This window comes from Thioalkalivibrio sp. XN279, from assembly GCF_011089885.1.
In the GTDB taxonomy this organism is placed as follows: domain Bacteria; phylum Pseudomonadota; class Gammaproteobacteria; order Steroidobacterales; family XN24; genus XN24.
The window spans coordinates 164,990-188,795 of sequence record NZ_JAANBD010000015.1 but is presented as its reverse complement, the minus strand read 5'-3'; the positions used below and the strand labels follow the sequence as shown (position 1 = coordinate 188,795).

At 70.1% G+C, this 23,806-nt stretch carries 23 protein-coding genes; 18 read left to right on the top strand and 5 right to left on the bottom strand.

Annotated features, from left to right (window positions below; genetic code table 11):
• Nucleotides 1–4 precede the first annotated feature (4 nt).
• From G8346_RS02450 to G8346_RS02435, 4 genes are all read left to right on the top strand, one after another.
• Complete coding sequence (locus tag G8346_RS02450) at nucleotides 5–1,261, top strand: DUF4286 family protein (RefSeq protein WP_166047853.1); 1,257 nt, start codon at nucleotides 5–7, stop codon at nucleotides 1,259–1,261.
• Nucleotides 1,262–1,336: 75 nt separating this feature from the next.
• Nucleotides 1,337–3,055, top strand: a complete 1,719-nt coding sequence (locus G8346_RS02445) for an ExeA family protein (protein ID WP_166047850.1) — start codon at nucleotides 1,337–1,339, stop codon at nucleotides 3,053–3,055.
• On the top strand, nucleotides 3,055–3,762 hold the full coding sequence (locus G8346_RS02440; RefSeq protein ID WP_166047848.1) for a general secretion pathway protein GspB: 708 nt from the start codon (nucleotides 3,055–3,057) through the stop codon (nucleotides 3,760–3,762). The genes G8346_RS02445 and G8346_RS02440 overlap by 1 nt, the downstream gene beginning before the upstream one ends.
• A gap of 6 nt (nucleotides 3,763–3,768) precedes the next feature.
• Nucleotides 3,769–5,589, top strand: a complete 1,821-nt coding sequence (locus G8346_RS02435) for a DegV family protein (RefSeq protein WP_166047846.1) — start codon at nucleotides 3,769–3,771, stop codon at nucleotides 5,587–5,589.
• 367 nt (nucleotides 5,590–5,956) lie between these two features.
• Here G8346_RS02435 and G8346_RS02430 read toward each other — a convergent pair whose 3' ends face one another.
• The 4 genes from G8346_RS02430 to G8346_RS02415 form a co-directional block, all read right to left on the bottom strand.
• A complete protein-coding gene (locus G8346_RS02430) occupies nucleotides 5,957–6,661 on the bottom strand; it encodes an SOS response-associated peptidase (RefSeq protein ID WP_166047844.1) in 705 nt (234 codons plus the stop codon).
• 1 nt (nucleotide 6,662) lies between these two features.
• Nucleotides 6,663–7,436 (bottom strand): ABC transporter permease, encoded by a 774-nt coding sequence (locus G8346_RS02425; protein ID WP_166047842.1) that lies wholly within the window; start codon nucleotides 7,434–7,436, stop codon nucleotides 6,663–6,665.
• Between the two features lie 11 nt (nucleotides 7,437–7,447).
• Nucleotides 7,448–8,377 carry an ABC transporter ATP-binding protein gene (locus G8346_RS02420; protein WP_166047840.1) on the bottom strand — a complete coding sequence of 310 codons (930 nt, stop codon included), beginning with the start codon at nucleotides 8,375–8,377 and terminating at the stop codon, nucleotides 7,448–7,450.
• Between the two features lie 102 nt (nucleotides 8,378–8,479).
• On the bottom strand, nucleotides 8,480–9,076 hold the full coding sequence (locus tag G8346_RS02415) for a hypothetical protein (RefSeq protein WP_166047838.1): 597 nt from the start codon (nucleotides 9,074–9,076) through the stop codon (nucleotides 8,480–8,482).
• A 183-nt stretch (nucleotides 9,077–9,259) separates the two neighbouring features.
• On the opposite strand from G8346_RS02415, the gene G8346_RS02410 reads away from it, so the two are divergent.
• From G8346_RS02410 to G8346_RS02390, 5 genes are read left to right on the top strand one after another with little or no spacing between them, the layout of a single operon-like run.
• Nucleotides 9,260–9,856 (top strand): hypothetical protein, encoded by a 597-nt coding sequence (locus G8346_RS02410; RefSeq protein ID WP_166047836.1) that lies wholly within the window; start codon nucleotides 9,260–9,262, stop codon nucleotides 9,854–9,856.
• A 39-nt stretch (nucleotides 9,857–9,895) separates the two neighbouring features.
• Nucleotides 9,896–10,387, top strand: a complete 492-nt coding sequence (rraA, locus tag G8346_RS02405) for a ribonuclease E activity regulator RraA (protein ID WP_166047834.1) — start codon at nucleotides 9,896–9,898, stop codon at nucleotides 10,385–10,387.
• Nucleotides 10,384–11,313, top strand: coding sequence for an NAD(+) diphosphatase (gene nudC / locus G8346_RS02400; protein ID WP_166047832.1), 930 nt, complete (start codon nucleotides 10,384–10,386; stop codon nucleotides 11,311–11,313). The genes rraA and nudC overlap by 4 nt, the downstream gene beginning before the upstream one ends.
• A gap of 21 nt (nucleotides 11,314–11,334) precedes the next feature.
• A complete protein-coding gene (locus G8346_RS02395) occupies nucleotides 11,335–12,096 on the top strand; it encodes an NRDE family protein (RefSeq protein ID WP_166047830.1) in 762 nt (253 codons plus the stop codon).
• A gap of 1 nt (nucleotide 12,097) precedes the next feature.
• Nucleotides 12,098–14,020 carry a S9 family peptidase gene (locus G8346_RS02390; RefSeq protein ID WP_166047828.1) on the top strand — a complete coding sequence of 641 codons (1,923 nt, stop codon included), beginning with the start codon at nucleotides 12,098–12,100 and terminating at the stop codon, nucleotides 14,018–14,020.
• A 395-nt stretch (nucleotides 14,021–14,415) separates the two neighbouring features.
• Here G8346_RS02390 and G8346_RS02385 read toward each other — a convergent pair whose 3' ends face one another.
• On the bottom strand, nucleotides 14,416–15,087 hold the full coding sequence (locus tag G8346_RS02385; protein WP_206202543.1) for an alpha/beta hydrolase: 672 nt from the start codon (nucleotides 15,085–15,087) through the stop codon (nucleotides 14,416–14,418).
• Between the two features lie 162 nt (nucleotides 15,088–15,249).
• On the opposite strand from G8346_RS02385, the gene G8346_RS02380 reads away from it, so the two are divergent.
• From G8346_RS02380 to G8346_RS02340, 9 genes are read left to right on the top strand one after another with little or no spacing between them, the layout of a single operon-like run.
• Entirely contained in the window at nucleotides 15,250–15,702 is a 453-nt protein-coding gene (locus G8346_RS02380) for an arginine repressor (protein ID WP_166047826.1), read from the top strand.
• A 6-nt stretch (nucleotides 15,703–15,708) separates the two neighbouring features.
• Nucleotides 15,709–16,920, top strand: coding sequence for an argininosuccinate synthase (gene argG / locus G8346_RS02375; protein ID WP_206202542.1), 1,212 nt, complete (start codon nucleotides 15,709–15,711; stop codon nucleotides 16,918–16,920).
• A gap of 3 nt (nucleotides 16,921–16,923) precedes the next feature.
• Nucleotides 16,924–17,985 carry a molybdopterin-guanine dinucleotide biosynthesis protein B gene (locus G8346_RS02370; RefSeq protein ID WP_166047824.1) on the top strand — a complete coding sequence of 354 codons (1,062 nt, stop codon included), beginning with the start codon at nucleotides 16,924–16,926 and terminating at the stop codon, nucleotides 17,983–17,985.
• Complete coding sequence (gene argC, locus G8346_RS02365; RefSeq protein ID WP_166047822.1) at nucleotides 17,982–19,040, top strand: N-acetyl-gamma-glutamyl-phosphate reductase; 1,059 nt, start codon at nucleotides 17,982–17,984, stop codon at nucleotides 19,038–19,040. The genes G8346_RS02370 and argC overlap by 4 nt, the downstream gene beginning before the upstream one ends.
• A 5-nt stretch (nucleotides 19,041–19,045) precedes the next feature.
• The gene (locus G8346_RS02360; RefSeq protein WP_166047820.1) at nucleotides 19,046–20,200 is read left to right on the top strand and encodes an aspartate aminotransferase family protein; all 1,155 of its coding nucleotides are present in this window, start codon (nucleotides 19,046–19,048) and stop codon (nucleotides 20,198–20,200) included.
• Nucleotides 20,197–21,207 (top strand): N-acetylornithine carbamoyltransferase, encoded by a 1,011-nt coding sequence (locus G8346_RS02355; RefSeq protein WP_166047818.1) that lies wholly within the window; start codon nucleotides 20,197–20,199, stop codon nucleotides 21,205–21,207. The genes G8346_RS02360 and G8346_RS02355 overlap by 4 nt, the downstream gene beginning before the upstream one ends.
• A 5-nt stretch (nucleotides 21,208–21,212) precedes the next feature.
• Nucleotides 21,213–22,160: an acetylglutamate kinase gene (gene argB / locus G8346_RS02350; protein ID WP_206202541.1), complete on the top strand. Its 948-nt coding sequence runs from the start codon at nucleotides 21,213–21,215 to the stop codon at nucleotides 22,158–22,160.
• Nucleotides 22,160–23,377 carry an argininosuccinate lyase gene (argH, locus tag G8346_RS02345; RefSeq protein ID WP_166047816.1) on the top strand — a complete coding sequence of 406 codons (1,218 nt, stop codon included), beginning with the start codon at nucleotides 22,160–22,162 and terminating at the stop codon, nucleotides 23,375–23,377. The genes argB and argH overlap by 1 nt, the downstream gene beginning before the upstream one ends.
• Nucleotides 23,374–23,805 carry a hotdog fold thioesterase gene (locus G8346_RS02340; protein WP_370520520.1) on the top strand — a complete coding sequence of 144 codons (432 nt, stop codon included), beginning with the start codon at nucleotides 23,374–23,376 and terminating at the stop codon, nucleotides 23,803–23,805. Before argH ends, G8346_RS02340 begins: the two co-directional genes overlap by 4 nt.
• Nucleotide 23,806 lies beyond the last annotated feature (1 nt).

Below are 23,806 nucleotides of genomic sequence, written 5' to 3'. Positions count from 1 at the left end.
GGCCGTGTCCGGCGAGCGCATCACCTACGAGGTCACGCTCGAGCCGGACCCGGCCATCCTGCGCGACTTCGAGGCCTGGCTGGAGTACCACGCCGACGAGATGATCGCGCTGCCGGGCTTTACCGGCGCGACCATCCACAAGGGCGAGGATCCCGAGACCGGGGCCGCGCTGCGCATCGTGCGCTACGAACTCGAGGACCGCGCGGCGCTGCAGCGCTACCTGGAGGAATTCGCGCCGCGCATGCGCGCCGAGGGGATCGCGCGCTTCGGCGACCGCTTCCGCGCCACGCGCCGCATCGTCGAGGAGGGGCGTGACGCCGCCCTGACGGATGCGCGCCCATGCCCCAACTGCGACCAGCTGCTGTGGGGCCAGTACTGCGCCAACTGCGGCCAGCGCGCGCGCACGCGCATGATCACGCTGTGGGAGCTGCTGCAGGACGCCGGCGATCTCATCGCCTCGCTCGACTCCCGCCTCTGGCGCACCCTCGCGCTGCTGCTGTTCCGGCCCGGACGGCTGACCCTGGATTACCTCGAAGGCAAGCGCGCGCGCTACGTGCCGCCCTTCCGCCTCTTCATCTCGGCCAGCATCGTGTTCTTCTTCGTCGCTTCCCTGCTGACGGACTTCAACATCGGCGACGACGTCGTGTTCGACGAGGGCACGCCGCAGCAGGAAGCGCCCCCGCCCGAGACGGCGGCGGAAGAGCAACCGCTCGATTTCAACGTCACCGTGGGCGGCGCCAAGTTCGACGAGCTGTGCAACGTCGACTACCAGGGCGTGCCCGACTGGTTCGCGGAGTGGATTCCACCGGAGCGCGCCCGCGAGATCTGCGAGCGCATCACGCTCGACCGCGGCCGCTCCTTCCTGCGCGCGGTGCTGAGCAACATCCCGGCGATGATGTTCCTCTTCCTGCCTGTGATGGCGCTGGTGATGAAGCTCTCCTACCCGCTGTCGGGCCGCTACTACGCCGAGCACCTGCTGTTCCTGGTGCACTACCATTCCTTTTTCTACATCTTCAGCCTGCTGCTGATCCTGCTCGAGCAGGGGGGCGCGTGGCTGGCGCCCGGCATGCTGCCGACCGGGCTGATCAACGGCGCAGCATTCATCTACGTCATGGTCTACCTGTTCCGCGCGCTGCGGCGGGTCTACAGCCAGGGCTTCTGGCTGACCCTTTTCAAGTACGTGCTGATGGGGCTGAGCTACCTGTTCGCCCTGGTCACCACCTTCGTCGGCCTGCTGCTGTACACCGCGATCACTCTCTAGCGGATTGCCCCGGCGCGCCAACCCGGTGCATCATCCGGGACCCTGCCGCGGGAATGTCCCGCGCGGAAAATGGTTATGTACGCAAGTTTCTTCGGACTCAACGAAAAGCCCTTCGCCATCACGCCGGACCCCAGGTACCTGTACCTGGGCCCGCGTCACGCCGAGGCTTTGGCCCACCTCCTGTACGGCATCACCGAGAGCGGCGGCTTCATCCAGCTGACCGGCGAAGTCGGTACCGGGAAGACCACCGTGGTGCGCAGTCTGCTGGAACAGCTGCCGGACAACACTGAAGTCGCCCTGGTGCTGAACCCGCGTCTTTCCTCGACCGAGTTCCTGCTCGCCATCTGCGACGAGCTGCAGGTGGAGGTCGAGGAGCGCGCCAGTCCCAAGGCCATCATCGACGCGCTCAACCTGCGCCTGCTCAAGGCCCATGCGGCCGGCCGGCGTGTCGTGCTCATCGTCGACGAAGCACAAAACCTCTCCACCGAGGTGCTGGAGCAGATCCGCCTGCTCACCAACCTGGAGACCGCCAAGCAGAAGCTGCTGCAGATCATCCTGGTCGGGCAGCCGGAACTGCGGGACCTGCTGGCGCGCAGCGACCTGCGCCAGCTGGCTCAACGCATCACCGGCCGCTACCACCTGGAGCCGCTGGAGGCCGATGAGCTCCACGCCTACGTGCGTCATCGCCTGGACGTGGCCGGAGGCCGCGGCCAGATCTTCACCACCGCCGCCCTCCGCGAACTGCACCGCAGCTCCGACGGCATCCCGCGCCTGGTGAACGTCATCGCCGACCGCGCGCTGCTGGGCGCCTGGTCTCGCGAGGCCTCCACCGTCGACGCCAAGATGACCCGGCAGGCGGCCAGTGAAGTCTTCGGCGACCGCATCAAGCGCCAGGTGCGCCGGTCGCCCGGCGCCACGGCCATGCTGCTCGGCGCCGCCGGCGTGGTCATCGTCGCCATGGCGGCCGTGATCCTGTTCCTGCTGCAGCGCGAGCCCGCCGCCACGTTCCAGCCCGGGTCCAGCCCGGCGACCGAAAACGCGCGGCTCCCGGCAGCGACCCCGGTGCAGCGGCCACAACAGGAGGTTGCAGAACCCGCAGTCGTCCCGGTGCGTGCGGAACCTGCCGCGACGACGGCGCCCGAGACCGCGACCCTGGAATCCGGCCCGGATCCCGAACCGCTGGAGCGTCGCCTCGCCGCCGGCATGCTGGCTTCCGGTACGGACACGGCGATCCAGAGCCTGTTCGGTTACTGGAACATCAACTACAGCCCGGACGCCGGCCCGGCCTGCGAACAGGCTGCGAGCCAGGGCATGCGCTGCCTGCTGCAACGGGGCACCTGGGGCGAACTGGCAGTACTCGACCGCCCCGTCATCATGGTGCTGTCAGACGCCGAGGGCCGTGAACACCAGCTGGTCCTGCGCCGGATCCTGGACGGCCGGGCCGAGCTGCAGGCCGGCGCGGAGCGCGTCCAGGTCCCGCTGGGCGAGCTGCTGACGCTCTGGTACGGCGAATACCTGCTGCTGTGGCGCCCCGAGGCAGGCGACGGCCGCCCCCTGTCGCGTGACGCCACGGGAACGGACGTGGTGTGGTTGCGCCGGGCCCTGGGAGAGCTGCGCGGCGCGCCGTTGCTGCCGACGGACTCGAACCGCTACGACCCGGCCCTGGAGGCCGCGGTGCGCGACTTCCAGCGCGAGCAGCGTCTCGCCGTGGACGGCATTGCCGGCGCGATGACGCTCATCGCCGTCAACAACGCGCTGGGGCTGCAGCGCCCCCGCCTGCACGGGACCGAGTGATGTCGCTGATTCTCGAAGCCCTGCGCAAGTCTGAACACGAGCGGCAGCGGGAAGCCGGGCCGGCGCTGGCGATGGTGCCGGAGAGCCGGCCCGACCGGCGCAGTCCGAAGTGGCTGCCCGTGCTGGTGGTGTTGCTGGCGCTCAACATCGTGGTCCTCGCAGCTGTGCTGCTGCGCAACTCGAGCCCCGAGCCCGCAGCCGTCACGACCACCGCACCCCCTGCCGCCGCCCCGGCCCAGCCCGCCCGCGCAACCACTGCCGGCCAGGCCCGGGAAACCACCGTCGCCACGCCGCTGCCGCTGCCGGACAAGCCCACCCGCCATGAAGTGCGGTCCCTGACCACGGAGTTGCCGCCGGGGTCCAGCAGCACCAGCTCGCGTGCGAGCGCCGCGCCAGCCACGGCCGCATCGTCGCCCGCCGCACGCACCACCTCGGCGGCGCCGGCCGACAGCACCGCCACCGCGACCGAAGACGCCAGGCTGCCGCGCTTTGCCGACCTCGTGGTCCGTGGCGAGCTCAACGTGCCGCACATGCATCTCGACATCCATGTCTACAGCGGCGACCCGGCCGAGCGCTTCGTGTTCATCAACATGCGGCGCTACAACGAGGGCAACGCCACGCAGGAGGGGCCGAAGGTGGAACGCATCACGCGGACCGGCGTGGTGATGAACTACCAGGGCCAACAGTTCCTGCTGACACGGGACTAGGCGGGCTTGGCGACAGCGGGTATTGCGTACCTCGATGGTCAACGGCTGGCGCGCGGGCTGCTGGCCGGCATCGCGCGGGTTGCGGCCGACGCCGAGCATCTCAATCGCATCAACGTGTTCCCGGTGCCGGACGGCGACACCGGCACCAACCTGGCGGTGATGCTCGGCTCAGTGCGCGCCGCGCTGCTGCGCCACCAAGAGCGACACGCCGGCAAGCTGCTCGAGATCGTCGCCGACGCCGCGCTCGACGGCGCACGCGGCAACTCGGGCGCCATCCTGGCGCAGTTCTTCCACGGCGTCTGCGACGCGAGCCAGGACCAGCGCCTGCTCACGACCCGACACTTCGCGGCAGCAGTGGAACTGGGCGCCAGCTACGCCCAGGACGCGCTGAGCGAACCGCGCGAAGGCACCATATTGACGGTCGTGCGCGATTTCGCCGCCGAATTGGGGCAGCAGATCGCCGCCGGCGGCCAGGATTTCGCGGCGCTGCTGGACGCCGGACTGGCACGGGCACAGCGTTCGCTGGCCGCCACCACCCAGCAGCTCGAGGCCTTGCGCAAGGCGGGCGTGGTGGACGCCGGGGCACAGGGCTTCGTCGACCTGCTGCAGGGCATCACGGATTTCGTCCGCCACGGCTCCCTGCGCACCGACAGCGAAAATGCGGCGCCCGCACAGGGACAAGCGCATCAGGCCCAGGAAGCCAGTTTTTTCGACGCGGGCGACAACAGCGGTCACCGCTGGTGCACCGAGTGCCTGGTCACGGGCGACCTGGACCGGCGCCGCCTGCGCGGCGCCCTTGCCGGTCTCGGCAGCAGCCTGGTCATCGCCGGCGGCACGCGACGGGCACGCATTCACATTCACGCGGACGACCCCGAGGAGGTGTTCCGCGCCGCGGCCCGCTTCGGCGCAGTCAGCGCGAAGAAAGCCGACGACATGCAGGCCCAGCAGGTCGCGGCGCGCAGCGGCGCAGGAATCGTCGCCGTCGTCACCGACAGCGCCGCCGACCTGCCGGAAGAGCTGCTCACTTCCATGGACATCCACACCGTGCCGGTGCGCATCCATTTCGGCGCACAAAGTTACCTCGACAAGGTCAGCCTGGACACCTCGGAGTTCTACCGCCTCATGGCGGAAAGCGACGCGCACCCCACAACCTCGCAGCCGCCCCCGGGCGACTTCCGGCGCCTGTACCAGATTCTCGCCAGCCACCACGCCGGGATCGTCTCCATCCATGTGACCGGCTGGGGCAGCGGCACCTTCCAGGCCGCGCAATCCGCCGCGGCTCGCGCCGCCACCCGGACCCCGGTGCTGGCGGTCGACTCCCGCAATGCGTCCATCGGCCAGGGGCTGGTCGCGCTGCGCGCCGCCGAGCTGGCCGCGGCCGGGCACAGCGTCGAAGAGATCACGCTCGCGCTGGAAGGCATCGTCGCCAACACCCGAACCTGGGCGCTGCTCGGCAGCCTGGAGCACGCCGTGCGGGGCGGGCGGGTGCCGCCATCCAAGCGCGTCATCGCGCGGCTGCTGCGCCTCGAACCGATCCTCGCCACCTTCCCGGACGGGCGCATCGGCACCGCCGGGGCGCTGCTCGGCCACCGCAGGCGCATCGCGCGGTTCGCGCGCTGGATCGCGAAACACGCCGGGCCCCCCGTCGGCCAGCGCCTCGCCGTCGGCCACGCCAATGCTCCGGAGGCCGCTGCCGAGCTGCTGGCTGAGCTGCAGGCGCGCCTGCCCGGCCTGGAGCAGGCCTTCGTCACCGAGATCGGCACCGCGCTGGGCGTGCACGGCGGGCCCGGCACGCTGGTGGTCGCCCTGCAACGCCTCGACACCTGACCGCGGGGCCGGCCCCTGTAGGGTCCCCTTCGCTTGGAATTCTTATGCCGCTCAGGGGACCCTACAGGACCCGGCCCCGCTGCGACGCCAAAGGGCCGAGCGCCGACAGCGCACCCGGACTCGGCACCTTGCGCCGGCACTCGCCAGCCGACCGTCGTCACGCGGGCCGTAGCTACATCGGGCCGGGCTGACACCAGGCGAGCCGGATCTGGTGAGTTCCTGGCCGCACGCCCCGGTCCGTGCAGGCCCTGAAGTGGCAGCGGGGGCGTGACATGCATGGCGCCCTGAGCGGCATAAGAATTCCAAGCGAAGGGTGCCATGCATGTCACGGCCACGCGGTCAGGTCTTGCAGGAACCGACCCCGCGGTCAGGCCGGCTGGACGAGCGAGGGATCCTCGTTGAAGGGACTGTTCACGCGCCGGCTCACCGGCCAGGCCTCGAGGATGCCGTCGGGCGCCGGCGCCAGCAGCGCCTCGAGCGTCCCGGAATCTGCCTCGGGGTCGAGCCACGCGGCGCGGCCGGCCTCGTCGAGGACCACGGGCATGCGCTCGTGCAGCGGGCGCATGAGCGCGTTGGCGCCGGTGGTGATGATGGCGCAGCTGGCCAGCGGCTCGCCGCCGTCGGGCGGGTCCCACAACTCCCACAGGCCGGCCAGCGCCATGGGCTCGCCGCCGGCATCGCGGATGTACCAGGGCTGCTTGCCGTCGCCGGTCTTCTGCCATTCGAAGAAGCCGTCCGCGGGCACCAGGCAGCGGCGCTTGCGGAAGGCGGCGCGGAAGGCCGGCTTGGCGGCCACGGTCTCGCCACGGGCGTTGATCATGCGGTTGCCGATGGCCGGGTCCTTGGCCCAGAACGGCACCAGGCCCCAGCGCGCCAGCGCCAGCTCGACTGGCGGCGCGGCGCGGGCTTGGGCAGCGTCAGCTGCCGGAAACGGTGAGCGCCGCACGATGGGCACTTCCTGGGTGGGCGCGATGTTGTAGCGCGGCGCGATGTCGTGGGCGTGGACCTCTGCCACCCGGAACAGCCGGGCGACGGCTTCTATCGGGGTGTAGAGGGCGTAGCGGCCGCACATGTCATTCGCGGATGCCGATGCCGCGGTTCAGCAGGTACATGGAGACGCCGTACAGGAGCGCGATGGCCACGCCGATGATGGCGTAGGCCGTGCCGATGGGGATGTCGGAGCTGCCCAGCACGCCGTAGCGGAAGGCATTGACCATGTAGAGGATGGGATTGGCCTGTGACACGTGCTGCCAGAACGGCGGCAGCAGCGAGATCGAGTAGAACACGCCGCCCAGGTAGGTCAGCGGCGTAAGGATAAAGGTCGGCACGATGCTGATGTCGTCGAACTTCTTCGCGAACACGGCGTTGATGAAACCGCCGAGCGAGAACACGATGGCGGTCAATACCACGGTGGTGAGCACGATCCAGGGATGCTGCATCTCCAGCTTGGTGAAGAACAGCGCGACCACCGTGACGACGCCGCCGACGAACAGGCCACGAATGACGCCGCCGGCGACGTGGCCCCACAGGATCAGGTAGTTGGGCATGGGCGAGACCAGCATCTCCTCGATGTGGCGGCCGAACTTGGCGCCGAAGAAGCTGCTCACCACGTTGCCGTAGGAGTTGGTGATCACGGAGAGCATGATCAGGCCCGGCGCCATGAACTGCATGTAATCGAAGCCGTCCATCTGGCCGATGCGCTTGCCGATGAGGCTGCCGAAGATGATGAAGTACAGCGTCATCGTGATCGCCGGCGGCACGATGGTCTGGATCCAGATCCGCACGATGCGGTTGTATTCCTTGATGACCAGCGTGGAGAAGGCGTTCCACTGTGCGCGCAGTTCCATGCTCGTGCTCCTCAGGCCGCCCGGCCGTCGCTGCCCTGGTCGACCAGGCGGATGAACAGCTCTTCGAGGCGGTTGGCCTTGTTGCGCATGGAAGTCACCCTGATGTCCGCGGCGGACAAGGCGTGGAACAACTCGTTGATGCCCTGGCGGCTGTGCACGTCGACTTCCAGCGTCAGCGGATCGACCAGGCGGGTGTCGTAGCCGTCCAGCGTCGGCGCCACCTCGTACTCCCGGTCCAGCGTGAGCAGGAAGGTCTCCATGTGCAGCTTGCGCAGCACGCGGCTCATGCGATCGTTCTCGATGATGCGGCCGTGATCGATGATGGCCACGTTGCGACACAGGTTTTCCGCTTCCTCGAGATAGTGCGTGGTGAGGATGATGGTGGTGCCCTCGGCGTTGACCTTGCGCAGGAAACCCCACATAGAACGGCGGATCTCGATGTCCACGCCGGCCGTGGGCTCGTCGAGGATCAGCAGCTTCGGCTCGTGCACCAGCGCGCGGGCGATCATCAGGCGGCGCTTCATGCCGCCGGACAGCGAGCGCGCGATGTCGTGGCGACGATCCCAAAGCTGCAGCTCGCGCAGGTACTTCTCCGCCCGCTCCAGCGCCTCGGCGCGCGCCATGCCGTAATAACCGCCCTGGGTCGCGACGATGCTCTCCACTTTCTCGAACTGGTTCAGGTTGAGCTCCTGCGGCACCAGCCCGATGCAGGCCTTGGCGGCCGAAAAATCGCGATCGATGTCGTGACCGAAGATCTTTGCCGTGCCGCCGGTCTTGGTCACCAGCGAGGTGACGATGCCGATGGTGGTGCTCTTGCCGGCGCCGTTGGGACCGAGCAGGGCGAAGAAATCGCCCTCTTCCACGGCGAGATCGATGCCTTTGAGGGCCTGCACCCCGTTGGGGTAGGTCTTGCTGAGATTTTCGAGTTCGAGGGCCTTCATGCGCCTGCCTGGAGGCCGGGCGGCGCCGCGCGGGAAGCGCGGCCGGGTGCCCGGCGAAGTCGTTCATTTTAACAACTTCGCAGAACGAGGCGCGCCGGGCGGTCAACGGCGGAATGCATGCGCACCTGCAGTCGCAGGCTTGATACCGAGGGAGCGGCGTATGGACCACTGCCGCCCCAGCGCCGCGAGGATCACCAGCTGGCGCTCGTCGCCGTCGGCCACCGCGTCGACCAGCCGCGCCCAGGTCGTTTCGTGCAGGACCCGCCTCGCCCGCAGGCGCGGCGCCGCGCACGCGGCCACCGGCGGCAGCAAGCCTATCTCCAGTGCTGCAAGGCGTCGCCGGGTCGCGGGCGGCAGGCCGATCCAGGAAGAAGTACTCCGGGACGCCATGCGCACGCAGGTCCGCAGGGTGCTCAGGGCGAGCAGTGCGAACCTTTCCGCCGGGGCTCTCGTCGCGATATAGCCCGGCTCGAGGTCGCGCACGCACGGCGAGAGCAGCGTGGTCCAGGCCCCCTCCTCCTCGAAACCCAGCCCGAACAGCGCGAAAGGCACCGCGGCCAGGACGCGGCGCCCGGGTGGATCGAGCGCGGCGATACGTTGCTGCACGGGCGCCGCCAGCCCGAGTTCGAGCCCTTCTGCCGCCAAGCCGATGAACTCGGCGTTCAGCTCCGCCAGGTCACGCCTGAATGTGATGCTCATCTTGCTGCCCTCCCTGAACAGGCAGATTAGGGGCTCTGCGTCGGCGCGTAACCCCGGAATAAGGGCCGCCTGCAGCGAGATTTGACGTAAGTAATACCATATCTGGTCTGGAAAGCCCAAATATGGTATTCCAATGCGGGCAGGGCTGAGCGAAAGTGGGCGCTCGACCAGGGGGGATGCGCCATGACGGACCACGAACAGAAGTACCAGGGGGAGCAGGCCCGGCGTGATCTCGCCGTCCGCCTGTTACGCCACGAAGCCCGGACGCACATCATCACGCGCTGCACCGGCTTCAGCCAGGACCAGATCCGCAAGCTCTGGAGCCGGTATTTTTCCGCGCCCGGGGCGCCCGGGCGCGTGGTGCGGCGCCACCGTGGCAGGTCGCCGTCCAGCATCGAGTTCTTCGTCCGCAACCCGCTCCTGCAGGCGGAAGCCTCGCTGCTGGCGCACGTATTCGCCAACTGGGGCCTGCTGGAGATACTCCCGGACCTGAGCACGCAGCCCGTCCCGCTGGACAACGAGCTCGAGCTCGGCGAGCGGTTCTGCGACGCCTTCGAGGAATTCCGCGCCGTGAGCCCCGGGAGCGACATCAGTTTCGAACACGCCTGGAGCCTGCTCGCGGCGCTGACCGAGCGGCACGACCTGCTGCTGCTCGATTGCGCGGAGTGCCGCGCCTTCTACGTCCAGGACGCCCTCGCCCTGGACAGCCGGCGCTGCCCTGCCTGCCGGATCATCAGGCGGGGACGTCGCCGGGGCCGGCCCAAGCGCGCGCCGCCATGACGCGTAGAATATGGGGCGACGCCTTGTCCCGGAGCCGACATGCCCCACCATACCGCCGACCTTTGCGACGCCCACGAACAGGACCTGCACGTGCTGGAATCGATGTTCCAGCGCTACGGCCGGGTCACGGCCTTCGACGGGCCGATCGCCACGGTGAAGTGCTACGAGGACAATTCCAAGGTCCGCGAAGCCCTGTCTGAGCCCGGCGAAGGCCGCGTGCTGGTGGTCGACGGGGGCGGCTCGAAACGCCGCGCGCTGCTCGGCGACATGCTCGGCGAGCTGGCGGTCAAGAACGGGTGGCGGGGCCTGGTCATCAACGGCTGCATTCGCGATTCCGCGGCCATCAACCAGCTGGAGCTCGGCGTGCACGCGCTGGGCACCATCCCGCTGAAGACCCACAAGCGGGGCGAAGGCCAGCGCGACGTCTCACTGAGCTTCGCCGGCGTCACCTTCCGCCCGGGCGAGCACCTCTATGCCGATGCCGACGGCATCGTGGTGGCGGCGCGCCCGCTGGACCTCGCGGGGGCATGAGCGCCGCGCGCAGCAACTTCCTCGCCGCTGCGCCGCTCGACCGCGTCGGCCACCTGCGACGCGACGAGGCGTGGCTGGCAGCGGCCCGCGGTCGCGGCGACTGGATCGCGGTGTGGCGCCGCAAGGTGCTGGTCAGCGCCGAGGCCAGCCCGCGACCGTTGTTCCTCGCCGCCGAAGCCGTGGCGGGCGAGCCGCAGGACTGGGTGCTGCTGGGCGAACGCACCGGCGTGCCCTGCTTCGCCTTTGCCCTCGCCGGCGAAGAGCCGCCGGAGACGCTCGGACGCTTCGAGGACATCCGCAGCATCGGCGAACAGCTCGAGCCCGACGACGCCGCCCTGCTGGCCTATGCCCGGGCCATGCTGGCGTGGCACGAGCATCATCGCCACTGCAGCCGTTGCGGCGCACCCACGCACAGCATCGAGGCCGGCCATGCGCGCAAGTGCAGCGGCTGCGGCGCCAAGCACTTCCCGCGCGTCGACCCCGCCATCATCGTGCTGGTGGCCGACGGCGAGCGCTGCCTGCTCGGCCGCCAGCCGGCCTGGCCGCCGGGCCGCTACTCGACCATCGCCGGCTTCGTCGAGCCCGGCGAGAGCCTCGAGGACGCCGTGGCGCGCGAGGTCGCCGAGGAGACCGGGGTGCGCGTCAGCGGCATCGAATACCACAGCTCCCAGCCCTGGCCCTTCCCTTCCTCGCTGATGCTCGGCTTCGTCGCGCATGCCACCACGGAGCGCATCACCTTGCGCGACAGCGAGCTGGAAGACGCGCGCTGGCTCAGCCGCGACGACATCGCCGCCGGCGAGGTGCTGCTGCCGCCGCGGGTGTCCATTGCCTGGCGGCTGATCGAGCACTGGTTCGACGCCGCGCCGGGACGCTCGCTCGCCGGGGAAGTGCAGGCCGGCCCATGGATCGCGCGGCCCGAACCATGAACACCGGGACCCGCTGAGCCCATGTGCCTGCTCGTGTTCGCCTGGCAGACCGCCGCCGCCCGACCGCTGGTGCTGGCCGGCAACCGCGACGAGTTCCACGACCGCCCGGCCGCGCCCGCAGACTGGTGGGAGGGCGGCCGCATCGTCGGCGGCCGCGACCTGCGCGCCGGCGGCACCTGGCTGGCCGCGGCCCGCGACGGCCGCTTCGCCGTGGTCACCAACTACCGCGAGCCCATGGCCGAGGGACGCGGCCCGCGCTCGCGCGGCGAACTCGTGACCGGCTTCCTGCGTGGCGACGCCGGGCCCCGCGAGTGGGCGCGCCACGTCGCGCAGCACCACGAGGACTACGCCGGTTTCAACCTCCTGCTGGGCGCGCCCGACGAACTGGTCTACCTGTCCAACCGCGGGCGCGGCCCGGAGGTGCTGGCACCCGGGGTGTATGGCCTGTCGAACCACCTGCTGGACACGCCCTGGCCGAAACTTGCTCGCACACGCGCGCGTTTCGCGGGCCTGCTGGATGCCGGCGCCGACACGTCCGACCTGCTGGACATGCTGGCCGACCGCGTCCCGGCAGCCGACGCAGAGCTACCGGACACGGGGCTGCCGCCAGAGTGGGAGCGCCTGTTGTCAGCACCTTTCATCACCGACCCGCGCTACGGCACGCGCTGCTCCACTGTGCTGCGGCTCACGCGGGGCAGCGCCATGGAGCTGACCGAGCGCAGCTTCGATGCCGCCGGCGCAGCCGTCGACGAGCGCAGTTTCGAATTTGTCCCGGAGTCCTGACATGCAACCGAGAGAAGCGCCCTGCGGCAGCTGGTCATCGCCGCTGTCCGCCGCCGAAGTCGCCCGGGCCGGGGTCAAGCTGCAGCAGCCCTGGCGCAAGGGCGACCAGGTCTGCTGGCTGGAGCAGCGTCCCGCCGAGGGCGGCCGCACCGTCCTCATGCAGGACCTGCACAGGCGGCGCAGCGAGCTGACGCCGGCGCCGTTCAACGTGCGCAGCCGCGCGCACGAATACGGCGGCGGGGCTTACTGCGTGCTCGGGGCCGAGGCCTGGTTCGTCAACGACGCCGACCAGGCGATCTGGCATCGCGATGCCGGGGGCGACATACGGCAACTCACGCCCGCCGACCAGCGCCGCTATGCGGATCTCAGGCGCGACCCCCGGCGGCGGCGCCTGCTGGCTGTCTGTGAAGATCACGGCACCCCGGGCGAGCCGCGCGCCAGCGTGGTGGCCATCAGCGACGACGGCACCATCACCACCCTCCTCGAGGGCCACGATTTCTATGCCTCGCTGCGCCTCGACGCGGACGGCGAGCGCCTCGCCTGGCTCTCCTGGGACCATCCGCGCCTGCCCTGGGACGGCACCACCTTGTGGATGGCTCGCCTCGATGCCGACGGGCGACCGGCGGACTCGCGCAAAGTCGCCGGCGGCGAGCGTGTCTCCGTGTTCCAGCCGGAGTGGCTGCGCGACGGACGCCTCGGCTATGTCGCCGATCCCGACGGCTGGTGGAACCACTACGCGTGGGACGGGCGTCATACGGAGCGCTTCACCACGATGGACTCCGAGGGCGGGATGCCGCAATGGGTGTTCGGCCAGTCCACCTGGGGCGAGATCTCGGGCGGGATGATGGGCGCCATGAGCCGCGACGGCAGCTGGGAACTGTGGCACTTCGGCCCCGGGCTGCCCTCCCGCGAACGCTGGCGGCTCGAAGCCATCGATCATTTCGCCACCGACGGCCGCGAGGCGGTGGTCCTGGCCGGCGGGCCCGACCGCGCCATGGGCGTGTACCTGCTGGACGCGCCCAACATGCGGCCGCGCCTGGTCGCAGACACCGGCCCGCTGCCGCTCAAGGAAGAGTGGATCTCGCACCCGCGCGCGCTGAGCTTCCCCACCGGCGACGGCGCCACGGCGCATGCGTTCTACTACCCGCCCTGCAACCCGCTGCACGTCGCGCCCGCCGGCACCACGCCGCCGGTGATCGTGAAATGCCATGGCGGCCCGACCGGCGCCACCTCGCCGGCCTTCGACGCGAAGATCCAGTTCTGGACCACGCGCGGCTTCGCCGTGCTCGACGTGAACTACCGCGGCAGCACCGGCTTCGGCCGCGAGTACCGCGAAAGCCTCTACGGGCGCTGGGGCGAGGCGGATGTGCAGGACTGTGTCGCCGGCGTGCGCTTCCTGGCGCAACAGGGCCTCGCGGATCCTGAGGCCGCCTTCATCAGCGGCGGCAGCGCCGGCGGCTACAGCGTGCTCTGCGCCCTGGCCTTCACCGACGCCTTTCGCGCCGGCGCCAGCTACTACGGCATCGGCGACGTGGGCGCGCTGTTCGGCACCACGCACAAGTTCGAGTCACAGTACGATCGCTGGCTCATCGGTGATCCCTCGGACCCGGCCACGCAACGGCTGCTCGACGCACGGTCGCCGCTGAAGCACGCCGACCGGATCCGCTGCCCGGTGATCTTCTTCCAGGGCGGCGAAGACAAGGTCGTGCCGCCCGAGCAGAGCCGCAGCATGCACGCCGCGCTGCGCGAGCGCGGCATTCCGACCGCCTATCTCGAGTTCCCCGAGGAAGGACACGGTTTCCGCCGCGCCGAGAACATCAGGGCCGCGCTCGAGGCCGAGCTGGCGTTCTACTGCCGGGTGCTCGGCGTCACGCCGGCCGGCGACGTGCCGGCGCTCGATCTCGGCGGCGCCGCCCTGCACTGACCGCGGGGCCGCGCCGTGGAACGCTCCCTTCACTCGGAAATCTTTATCTCGCTCAGTGAGCGTTCCACGTCCCGGCCCCGCTGCTTGGTTGCAGGGGGCGGGTTTCGGTGGCGCACGGCGCCTCCGGGGGCGAAGCCGGCCTTCGCGGTGTCGGCCGGATTCGGAACTCGGGCAGCCACGTAGCCGACCGCGAGCTTACTGAGCGGCGCGCGGACGCGTCGGCGCCGCCGCCGAAGCCCCAGTGCCCCACCAGGGCCTCGCGCCTGCGACACGGCAGCGGGGGCGGGACGTGCAAGGCGCACTGAATGAGATAAAGATTTCCGAACGAAGGGCGCCTTGCACGGCCCGGCCCCGCGTTCAGGTCTTGGAGGCGAAGGGTCCCGGTGCGGCCGGGGTCAGGCCGCGGCGAAGCGCTGGCGCAGCCAGTTGCGGATGTCCTCGACCTCCTCCGGGCACACCGAGTGCGGCATCACGTAGCTCCTGTACTCCACCGGGTAGCCGGCCTGCGTGAGCAGCTCGGCGCTCTCCTCGCCAAGGAAGGCCGGGACGACCGGGTCCATCGTGCCGTGCGCCATGAACAGCGGGGTCTGGCGGTTGGCTGCGTGGAACTCGCCACCGGCCGCCTTGAGCGGCAGGTAGGTGGACAGGCCGATGATGCCGGCGAGCTGCTGCGGGTAACGCAGGCCGGCATGCAATGCGATGGCGCCGCCCTGGGAGAAGCCGGCCAGCACCACGCGCTCGGGCGGGATGCCGCGCTCGGCCTCGCGCGCGATCAGCGCGCTCACCGCCTCGGCGCTCTCGCGGATGCCCCCGGTGTCCTCCTGCGCGCCGCGCTGGATGGCGATGATGTCGTACCAGGCGCGCATTTCCATGCCGCCGTTGATGGTCACCGGGCGAATCGGCGCATGCGGAAACACGTAGCGCGTCTCGGGGCCGCCGGCGATGCGCAGCGCGGGCACGATGGGGTCGAAGTCGTAACCGTCGGCGCCCAGGCCGTGCAGCCAGATCACGCTGGTGGTCGGTTCCGGCCCGGTCTCGCGCTCGACAGTTTGCAGCTTCAGGCTCATGGGCGGCGGGCTCCGTTGCATATCAGTCGGAATGGAGGCGGCAGTTTACCGCCCGCGGCGTAAATGCGACGAGCGCGACAAAACCGGCGCCGGCGGGCTTGACATCGCATGCGCATTAACTTCTAATCATGCGCATATTTATCCGCACGTGATTTCACCCCCATGCCTGCCGTCAACACCCAGCAGAACGAGCGCCGGGAAGTCATCCTTGACCTCCTGCGCCAGCAACGCATCACCCGCCAGTCGGAGCTGGTGGAGCTGCTCGCCGTGCGCGGATTCCCCGCGACGCAGTCGAGCGTCAGCCGCGACCTGCGTGACCTCGGCGTCGCCAAGGTCGGCGAACGCTACCTTGCGCCGCAGAACATCGGCGGCCCGGCCACCGATTTCGGCGCCCTGACCGGCTTCGTCACCGGCTGGTCCGCGGCGGGCCCGCACCTGACCGTGGTTCGCACTTCCATCGGCGCCGCGCAGAGTGTCGCCGTCGCCATCGATCGCGCCGGCTGGAATGAAGTGGCGGGCACGATCTCCGGAGACGATACAATCTTCGTCGCCACCGCTTCAGCCCGCGGCCAGCAGACCCTGCTGGCGCGCCTCACCCGGATCTTCCCAAGGTAAGAAAACATGACTGCCTCTTCCCCCATGGGCGGAAGCCCGATCCTGCTCGCTTTCTCCGGCGGCCTCGACACGTCCTTCTGCGTCGCCTGGCTGAAGGAGACGCTGCACCGCCCGGTCATCACGGTCACCGTCGACACCGGCGGAGACGTCGATACCGCGGCGCTGGAACAGCGCGCGCTGGCGCTGGGCGCGGAGCGCCACATCACGGTCGACGCGAAGCACGCCTTCTTCGACACCGTGCTGAAGTTCCTGGTGTTCGGCAACGTGCGCAAGGGCCAGCTCTACCCGCTGTGCGTGGGCGCCGAGCGCGGCCTGCAGGCGCGCATGGTGGCGGAGCAGGCGGTGGCGCTGGGCAGCGACACCGTGGCCCACGGCAGCACCGCGGCCGGCAACGACCAGGTCCGCTTCGAAGTGGCGCTGCGCACGCTGCGCCCGGGCCTCGAGGTGCTGGCGCCGGTGCGCGATCATGACTGGCAGCGGGCGGCACAGGTGGCCTGGCTCGAGGAGCGCGGCCTGCCCGTGCCCCCGGGCGGCGGCGCCTACTCCATCAACCGCGGCCTGTGGGGCACCACCATCGGCGGCAAGGAGACCTTGGACTCGCTGGCGTCCATCCCGGAGAGCGCCTGGGTGGTGACCGCGGGCGCCTTCGTGCAGCCGCAGGAACCTGCGCGGCACACGCTTGGCTTCACGCAGGGCGTGCCGACGTCGCTGGACGGCGAGACCATGGACGCGGTGGCGTTGATCGAGAAGCTCGAGGCGCTGGCTGGTCCCTACGGCATCGGCCGCGGCATTCACCTCGGCGAAACCATCCTCGGCTCCAAGGGCCGCGTGGCCTTCGAAGCGCCCGCCGCGGAGACCATCCTGGTTGCGCACCGCGAGCTGGAGAAGCTCACCCTCACCGGCACGCAGCTCAAGGTGAAGGAGCCACTCGGCCTCATCTACGGCGACCTGGTGCACGAGGGCCAGCACCTCGAGCCCGCGGCGCGGGACATCGAGGCCCTGCTGTCCTCTTCGCAGGCGCGCGTCACTGGCGAGGTGAAGCTGCTGTTCCGCCCGGGCTGCCTGTTCGTCGAGGGCGTGAGCTCGCCGCATTCCCTGCTCGCCGCCACCAAGGGCAAGTACGGTGAATCGGCCGGCGAGTGGAGCGCCGCCGACGCGCTGGGACTGGCGCGCATGAAGGCGCTGGCGGGCATGCTGCACACGCGGGCGGGGGGCTGAGCCATGCGTCCACTGGTAGTCGACAAGGTCGCCTCGGTGGCGCAGAGCTGCCGCCTCGGCCGCGAGGTGCGGATCTCGCCGGAAATTCCCTGCGAGGAAGGCGTGGTCATCGCCGTCGAGGTGCTGTCCAACAAGTCCACATACAACACCATCGAGCTGACCTCAGGCCGCATGGCCCAGGTCAAGCGCGGCGACATCGTGGTCGGCGCCCTGGGCCACCGCCATGCGCTGTTCGGCTACTCCGGCCACATCCCCAAGAAGCTGGCGCCGGGCGACACCATCAACCTGCTCAATCTCGGCGGCGTGATGGGTATCTGCGACTCGGTGAACCGCGACCGCGGCCAGCCTTTCGAGTGCCGCGTGCTCGGCACGGTGCTGCACTTCCCTTACCTGGGCGAGCGTATCGGCACGCCGGCGCGGGTCGGCAGCATCAAGCTGCCGGAGGACCCGAGCGTGGACATGCGCGGCATTCCCGTCGTGGCGCTGGCCGGCACCTGCATGGACGCCGGCAAGACCGCGGCAGCCGCCGCCATCATCAGCCGCTTCTCGCACTACGGCTACCGCGTCGCCGCCTTCAAGGCCACCGGCGTGTCGCTCCGGCGTGACATTCTCGCCATGGAGGACGCCGGCGCGCGCGCCACCGCCATCTTCACCGACTTCGGCATCGTCACCACCGGCCCGGCCAACGGCCCGCGCCTGACCCGCACCATGCTCAACCGCATGGCGGAGACGCGCCCGGACGTGATCGTGTTCGAGCTCGGCGACGGCATCCTCGGCGCCTACGGCGTGGAAGCCATCCTCAAGGACCCGGAAGTGCGCAAGGCGGTGTCGGCCGTGATCCTGTGCGCCAACGACCCGGTCGGTGCCTTCGGCGGCGTACACCTGCTGCGCGAGCGCTTCGACATCGAGCCGGCCATGGTCACTGGCCGTTCCACGGACAACGAGGTGGGCGTGAAGATCATCCGCGAGCAGATGGGCGTGGCCGCCTTCAATGCCCTCACCCAGGAAGCGGAGCTCGGCGAGCACCTGCGCGGCGTGCTGTTCGGGCCGGAGGCCGGTTCGTGAGCAGGCCTTATCCCGTTGCCGTGCTCGGCGGCACCGGCTACGTCGCCGGCGAGTTCCTGCGCCTGCTGGCTGGACATCCGCAGCTGGCGCTGGCGGCGATCTCCTCGGAAAGCCAGGCCGGCAAGCCGGTCGCGGCAACCTTCCCCAATCTCGCCGGGGTCTTCGGCGCAGCCAGGTTCTGTGACGAGGCCGGGCTCGAGGAGGCCGTCCGCGACGGCCGCGTGCGCGCCCTGTTCTGCGCCGCGCCGCACGGGGCTGCGGCCGGGCGCGTGGATGCGCTGCTGAACGTCGCCGCCGCGTCCGGGGTCACGCTGACGGTGGTGGATGCCTCCGCCGACTTCCGCTTCCGCGATCCCGCGGCCTATGCGCGCGTCTACGGCCATCCGCACGCCTGCCCGGAACGGCTGGCGGAATTCGCCTCGGCATTGCCGGAGCATCTCGACGGCACGCCGGCGGCGCACGTCGGGCACCCGGGCTGCTTCGTCACCTCGGTGCTGCTTGGCATCGTCCCGTTGCTGCGCGCCGGCCTGGCCGAGCCCGAGTTCTTCGTCTCCGCCGTGACCGGCAGCACCGGCGCCGGCCGCAAGCTCGGCGAGGGCACGCACCATCCCGTGCGTCACGCCAACATGTTTGCCTACCAGCCGCTGACCCACCGCCACCGGCCCGAGATCGAGCAACTCGCCGCCGAGGCGGCGCGGCCCTGCCAGGTGCACTTCGTGCCCCATTCCGGGCCGTGGGCGCGCGGCATTCACGCCACCATTCACGGCCGCCTCGCCGCACCGGCCGATACCGCGACCTTGCGTGCAGCGCTGGCCGAGGCCTATGCCCGCTCGCATTTCGTCGAGGTCGTCGACACGCCGCCGCGCATCAAGGACGTCGCCGGCTCCAACCGCGCGCGGCTCTCGGTCGCGGTCGCGGGCGAAGCCTTCGTGGTGATGTCGGCCATCGACAACCTGGTCAAGGGCGCGGCCGGCGGCGCCATGCAGTGGCTCAACCGCTTACTGGAATTTCCCGAGGACGCCGGGCTCCGCCTGCCGGGGCCGGCCTGGACATGAACGCAATGAGCACACCCAAGCCCGACGAGCTGGCCTGGACCCTGCCGGTGTACGCCCAGCTGGCGCTGGAGCCGGTGGGCGGCGACGGCGCCTGGCTGGAGCTGGCCGACGGCCGCCGTATCCTCGACATGTACGGCGGCCATGCAGTAGCAGCGCTGGGCTACGGCCACCCGCGCCTGGTGGCGGCACTGCAGGACCAGGTCAAGCGCCTGACGTTCCAGAGCAACCTGCTGCCGCTGGCCCTGCGCGCCCGCGCCTGCGAAGCCCTGGCGCGTTTCGCGCCGCCGGGGCTGGACCGCGTGTTCCTGGTCAACAGCGGCGCCGAGGCCAATGAAAACGCGCTCAAGCTTGCTTTCCGCAGTCCCGGGCGCACCCGGGTGGTGGCGGTGGAAGGCGCTTTCCACGGCCGCACCGCGGCGGCGGCCGCGGTCACCTGGGGCAGCGAGAAGTGGTACGGCTTCCCGCACAAGCCCTTCGACGTCAGCTTCATCTCACCGCGCAACCCGGCCGCATTGCAGCAGACCGTGGGCGAAGACACCGCAGCGGTGATCGTCGAGCCGGTGCAGGGCGTGGCCGGCGCGGTGGACCTGCCGACGGAGTTTCTCGCCGTGGCGCGCGAGATCACGCGCGCCACGGGCGCGCTGCTGATCTTCGACGAGGTCCAGTGCGGCATGGGCCGCACGGGGCGGCCCTTCGCCGCGGACTACTACGGCATCACGCCCGACATTCTCACCACCGCCAAGGGCCTGGCCGGCGGCTTCCCGGCCGGCGCCGTCATCACCACGCCGGAGATCGCCGCCGGCCTGAAGATCGGCGAGCTCGGCACCACCTTCGGTGGCGGGCCCATGGCCTGTGCCGCGATCGAGACCGTGATCAGCGTGATCCAGGACGAGCACCTGCTGGACAACGTGCGCACGGTCTCGCAGCAGGTGCGCGAGACCTGCCTGGTCGGGCCGGTGCAGTCCATCCAGGGCGCCGGCTTCCTGCTCGGCCTGGTGTGCAGCCGGCCGGCGCGGGAAATCCAGGCCGAATTGCTCGAGCACGGCATCCTCGCCGGCACCAGCGGCGACCCGCGCGTGCTGCGCCTGCTGCCGCCGCTCACCCTAGAAACCGAACACGTCGCCATGCTGGCGGCCGCACTAGCGGAGATTGCGCCATGAAACGCTTTATCGACCTGGCCGAACACAGTCCCGGTGAAGTTGCCGAGCTGCTCGAGCTCGCCACCCGGCTCGACCGGCATCCCGAGCCTACCGCCCTGCGCGGCAAGGTGATGGGGATGCTGTTCTTCAACCCCTCGCTGCGCACCGTGGCCTCTTTCCAGGCCGCCATGACGCGCCTCGGCGGCGGCTCCTTCGTCATCACCCCCGGGCAAGGCACCTGGAAGCTCGAAACCCGCGACGGCATCGTCATGGACGGGGACGCAGCCGAGCACATCCGCGAGGCCGTGCCGGTGCTGGCGAGCTACGCCGACGTGCTCGGCATCCGCGCCTTCGCCGGCGGCATCGACCTGCAGGCCGACATCGAGGAACGCAAGTTCATGGAGATGGCGGGCTACTGCCCGACGCCGCTGGTGAACATGGAGTCCGCGGTGAACCATCCCTGCCAGGCACTGGCGGACTGGAAGACCATGGACGACATCGGCGTGCCGCGGGAAGGCGGGCGCTTCGTGCTTTCCTGGGCCAACCATCCCAACCCGCTGCCGCTGGCGGTGCCCTCGGCCGCAGTCCACATGGCGGCGATGCGCGGCATGGATGTCACGGTGTTGCGGCCCGAGGGGTATGAGCTGCCAGAGGCCATCATGGCGCGCGCGCACGCCGCCGCCGCGGCATCGGGTGGCTCGGTGCGCGAGACCGACGACCGCGCCGAGGCCATGCAGGGCGCGCACGTGGTGTATGCCAAGAGCTGGCAGTCGACGCGTTATTATGGACGTCCGGCCGACGACCGCGCGCAGCGCGCCGGGCTGGAGCACTGGATGGTGGACGAGTCGTGGTTCGCGCCCGCAAAGCCCGAAGCCGTCTTCATGCACTGCCTGCCGGTGCGGCGCAACGTGGTGGTGGCGGACGAGGTCCTGGACGGGCCGCGCAGCCGGGTGCTGCCGCAGGCGCGCAACAGGATGACGGTACAAATGGCGATCCTGCACCGGCTGCTGGCCGGCCGGACGGAGTGAGCTTCATGATGCACGCACGCGGCGAGCGTTCCATCGCGGTCACGGCCCTGAAGGCGGCCGTCCCCTACATCCGCATGTTCAAGCGCAAGGTCTTCGTGGTGAAGGCCGGCGGCGCGGTATTCGGCGACGAGGACAGCACGCGCGAGCTGATCGAGCAGATCGGCATCCTGCACGAGGTCGGCATCCACGTGGTGCTGGTGCACGGCGGCGGCCCGCAGTCGACCGCTCTGGCCAATGCGCTCGACGTGCCGGCGCAGTTCGTCGAAGGGCGGCGCATTACCGACGAGGGCTCGCTGCGGATCGCGACCATGGTGCTGAACGGCATCATCAACACCCGCGTGCTCGCCATCTGCCGCGACATCGGCCTGCCCGCCATCGGCATCAGCGGCGTCGACGCCGGGCTGATCCACGCCCATCGCCGCCCGCCGGTGAAGCTGGCAGGGGCCGAAGGCGGCACCGTGGACTACGGCTTCGTCGGCGACATCGACAGCGTGGACAGCGGTGTGCTGCAGCGCCAGCTCGACGCCGGCTTCCTGCCCATCATCAGCCCGCTGTCGGCCGACGAGGACGGCGTGCTGCTGAACATCAACGCGGACACCGTCGCCGCGGCCATCGCCGTGGCGCTGAAGGCGGAGAAGCTGATCCTGGTGACCGGCGCGCCCGGCATCCTCGACGACGTCGACGACCCCGGCTCGCTGGTCTCCTACCTCGACCTGGCCGACCTCGAGCGCATGCGCGCCGAGGGCCGGCTGGACGCGGGCATGAAGCCGAAGGCCGACGCCATCCGCTCGGCGGTGCAGGGCGGCGTGCCGCGCGTGCACGTGATCTCTTACCAGGTGCCGGACAGCCTGCTGCTGGAAGTGTTCACCAACGAGGGCACCGGCACGCTGGTGGTCGAGGACACCGGCACCCTGACGCCGGCCGAGCAGGCCGCGGCGGAGGACGAGGACTGATGAGCCGCATGTGGGACAAGGGCGATCCGCTCGACACGCAGGTGCTGGCCTATACCGCCGGCGAGGACCACGAGCTCGACAACCGCATGGTGCCCTACGACGTGCGCGCCACCATCGCCCATGCGCGCATGCTCAACGCGCGCGGGCTGCTGGCGGAGGAGCACGTCGCCGCCATCGCGCAGGGCCTGGAAGAGATCGCTGCGGCGCACGCCCGCGGCGAGTGGCGCATCGGTCTCGAGGAAGAGGACGTGCACAACGCGCTCGAGCACCGCCTGTCGCTGCAGGCGCCGGAGGCCGCCGCGCGCATGCACCTGGGGCGCTCGCGCAACGACCAGGTGCTGGCCGCGCTGCGGCTGTACCTGAAGGATACCGCCCGCGCACTGCACGACGGCGCACTCAACGTGGCGGCGGAACTCGACGCCCTGGCGGAGCGCGAGGCCGAGACGCCGCTGCCGGGCTACACCCACCTGCAGCCGGCCATGCCGAGCTCGGTGCGGTTGTGGGCCGAGGGCTTCGCCGCCGAGCTGCGCGACGACGCCACGGGCCTGCTCGGCGCCGCGCGGCGCGCCGATCGCAACCCGCTCGGCTCGGCGGCCGGCTACGGCGCACCCGGCCTGCCGCTGGACCGCGAGCACACGCGCGAGGCGCTGGGCTTCGAGTCGGTGCACGAGCCGGTGACGGCAGTGCAGCTGTCGCGCGGCAAGGCGGAGGCGCAGCTGGTGTTCGAGATCCACCTGCTGATGCAGGACCTCGGCCGCCTCGCCTCGGACCTGATCCTGTTCTGCAGCCAGGAGTTCAGCTACGTGGCGCTGCCGAACTCCATGACCACCGGCTCCTCGATCATGCCGCAAAAGCGCAACCCCGACGTCTTCGAGCTGGTGCGCGGGCGCGCGGCGACCACGCTGGGCTGCCTCAACGAGGCCCTCGCGGTGCCCGCCAAGCTGACCTCCGGTTACCACCGCGACCTGCAGCTCCTGAAGGCGCCGTTGTTCCGCGCCATCGACCTTGCTGAGGCGACGCTGGGCATCATGGCGCACGCCCTGCCGGAGGTGGACTTCATCGAGGAGAACATCCGCATGGAGCAGCAGCTCTATGCCACGCAGGACGCGTACAAGCTGGTGACCGACGAAGGGCTGCCGTTCCGGGAAGCCTATCGCCGCGTCGGGGAAACGCTGCGCCAGCTGCGCGACAAGGCCACGGGAAAAGACGAGTCGTGAGCATCTGGCACCAGGCGCCGACGGTGGAGTCGCTCAACGCGATGTCGAAGGACACGCTGGTGGAGCACGTCGACATCCGCTTCACCGAGGTCGGCGACGACTACATTGCCGGCACCATGCCGGTGGACAACCGCACCACGCAGCCCTTCGGCCTGCTGCACGGCGGCGCGACGGTGGTGCTGGCAGAAACGCTCGGCAGCTCGGCGGCCAATTGCTGTCTCGACATGTCCACGCATTACGCGGTGGGCCTGGAAATCAACACCAATCACCTGCGCTCGGTGCGCAGCGGCAGGGTGAAAGCCACTGCGCGCCCGATCCACATCGGCCGCAGCACCCAGGTGTGGGAGATCCGCACGGAAGACGAGAGCGGCAGGCTCACCGCAATCTCGCGCCTGACCATGGCCGTCGTGCCGCGACAGGAGAGATGAA

Bases quoted from the DNA above. Each gene is read 5' to 3' on its own strand.
- argB (WP_206202541.1), top strand. From the start codon at position 21,213: ATGATGCACGCACGCGGCGAGCGTTCCATCGCGGTCACGGCCCTGAAG.
- G8346_RS02385 (WP_206202543.1), bottom strand. From the start codon at position 15,087: ATGAGCCTGAAGCTGCAAACTGTCGAGCGCGAGACCGGGCCGGAACCG.
- G8346_RS02395 (WP_166047830.1), top strand. From the start codon at position 11,335: ATGTGCCTGCTCGTGTTCGCCTGGCAGACCGCCGCCGCCCGACCGCTG.
- G8346_RS02440 (WP_166047848.1), top strand. From the start codon at position 3,055: ATGTCGCTGATTCTCGAAGCCCTGCGCAAGTCTGAACACGAGCGGCAG.
- G8346_RS02380 (WP_166047826.1), top strand. From the start codon at position 15,250: ATGCCTGCCGTCAACACCCAGCAGAACGAGCGCCGGGAAGTCATCCTT.
- G8346_RS02415 (WP_166047838.1), bottom strand. From the start codon at position 9,076: ATGAGCATCACATTCAGGCGTGACCTGGCGGAGCTGAACGCCGAGTTC.
- G8346_RS02390 (WP_166047828.1), top strand. From the start codon at position 12,098: ATGCAACCGAGAGAAGCGCCCTGCGGCAGCTGGTCATCGCCGCTGTCC.
- rraA (WP_166047834.1), top strand. From the start codon at position 9,896: ATGCCCCACCATACCGCCGACCTTTGCGACGCCCACGAACAGGACCTG.
- argG (WP_206202542.1), top strand. From the start codon at position 15,709: ATGACTGCCTCTTCCCCCATGGGCGGAAGCCCGATCCTGCTCGCTTTC.
- G8346_RS02360 (WP_166047820.1), top strand. From the start codon at position 19,046: ATGAGCACACCCAAGCCCGACGAGCTGGCCTGGACCCTGCCGGTGTAC.
- G8346_RS02420 (WP_166047840.1), bottom strand. From the start codon at position 8,377: ATGAAGGCCCTCGAACTCGAAAATCTCAGCAAGACCTACCCCAACGGG.
- argH (WP_166047816.1), top strand. From the start codon at position 22,160: ATGAGCCGCATGTGGGACAAGGGCGATCCGCTCGACACGCAGGTGCTG.
- G8346_RS02430 (WP_166047844.1), bottom strand. From the start codon at position 6,661: ATGTGCGGCCGCTACGCCCTCTACACCCCGATAGAAGCCGTCGCCCGG.
- G8346_RS02445 (WP_166047850.1), top strand. From the start codon at position 1,337: ATGTACGCAAGTTTCTTCGGACTCAACGAAAAGCCCTTCGCCATCACG.
- G8346_RS02425 (WP_166047842.1), bottom strand. From the start codon at position 7,436: ATGGAACTGCGCGCACAGTGGAACGCCTTCTCCACGCTGGTCATCAAG.
- G8346_RS02355 (WP_166047818.1), top strand. From the start codon at position 20,197: ATGAAACGCTTTATCGACCTGGCCGAACACAGTCCCGGTGAAGTTGCC.
- G8346_RS02410 (WP_166047836.1), top strand. From the start codon at position 9,260: ATGACGGACCACGAACAGAAGTACCAGGGGGAGCAGGCCCGGCGTGAT.
- G8346_RS02370 (WP_166047824.1), top strand. From the start codon at position 16,924: ATGCGTCCACTGGTAGTCGACAAGGTCGCCTCGGTGGCGCAGAGCTGC.
- nudC (WP_166047832.1), top strand. From the start codon at position 10,384: ATGAGCGCCGCGCGCAGCAACTTCCTCGCCGCTGCGCCGCTCGACCGC.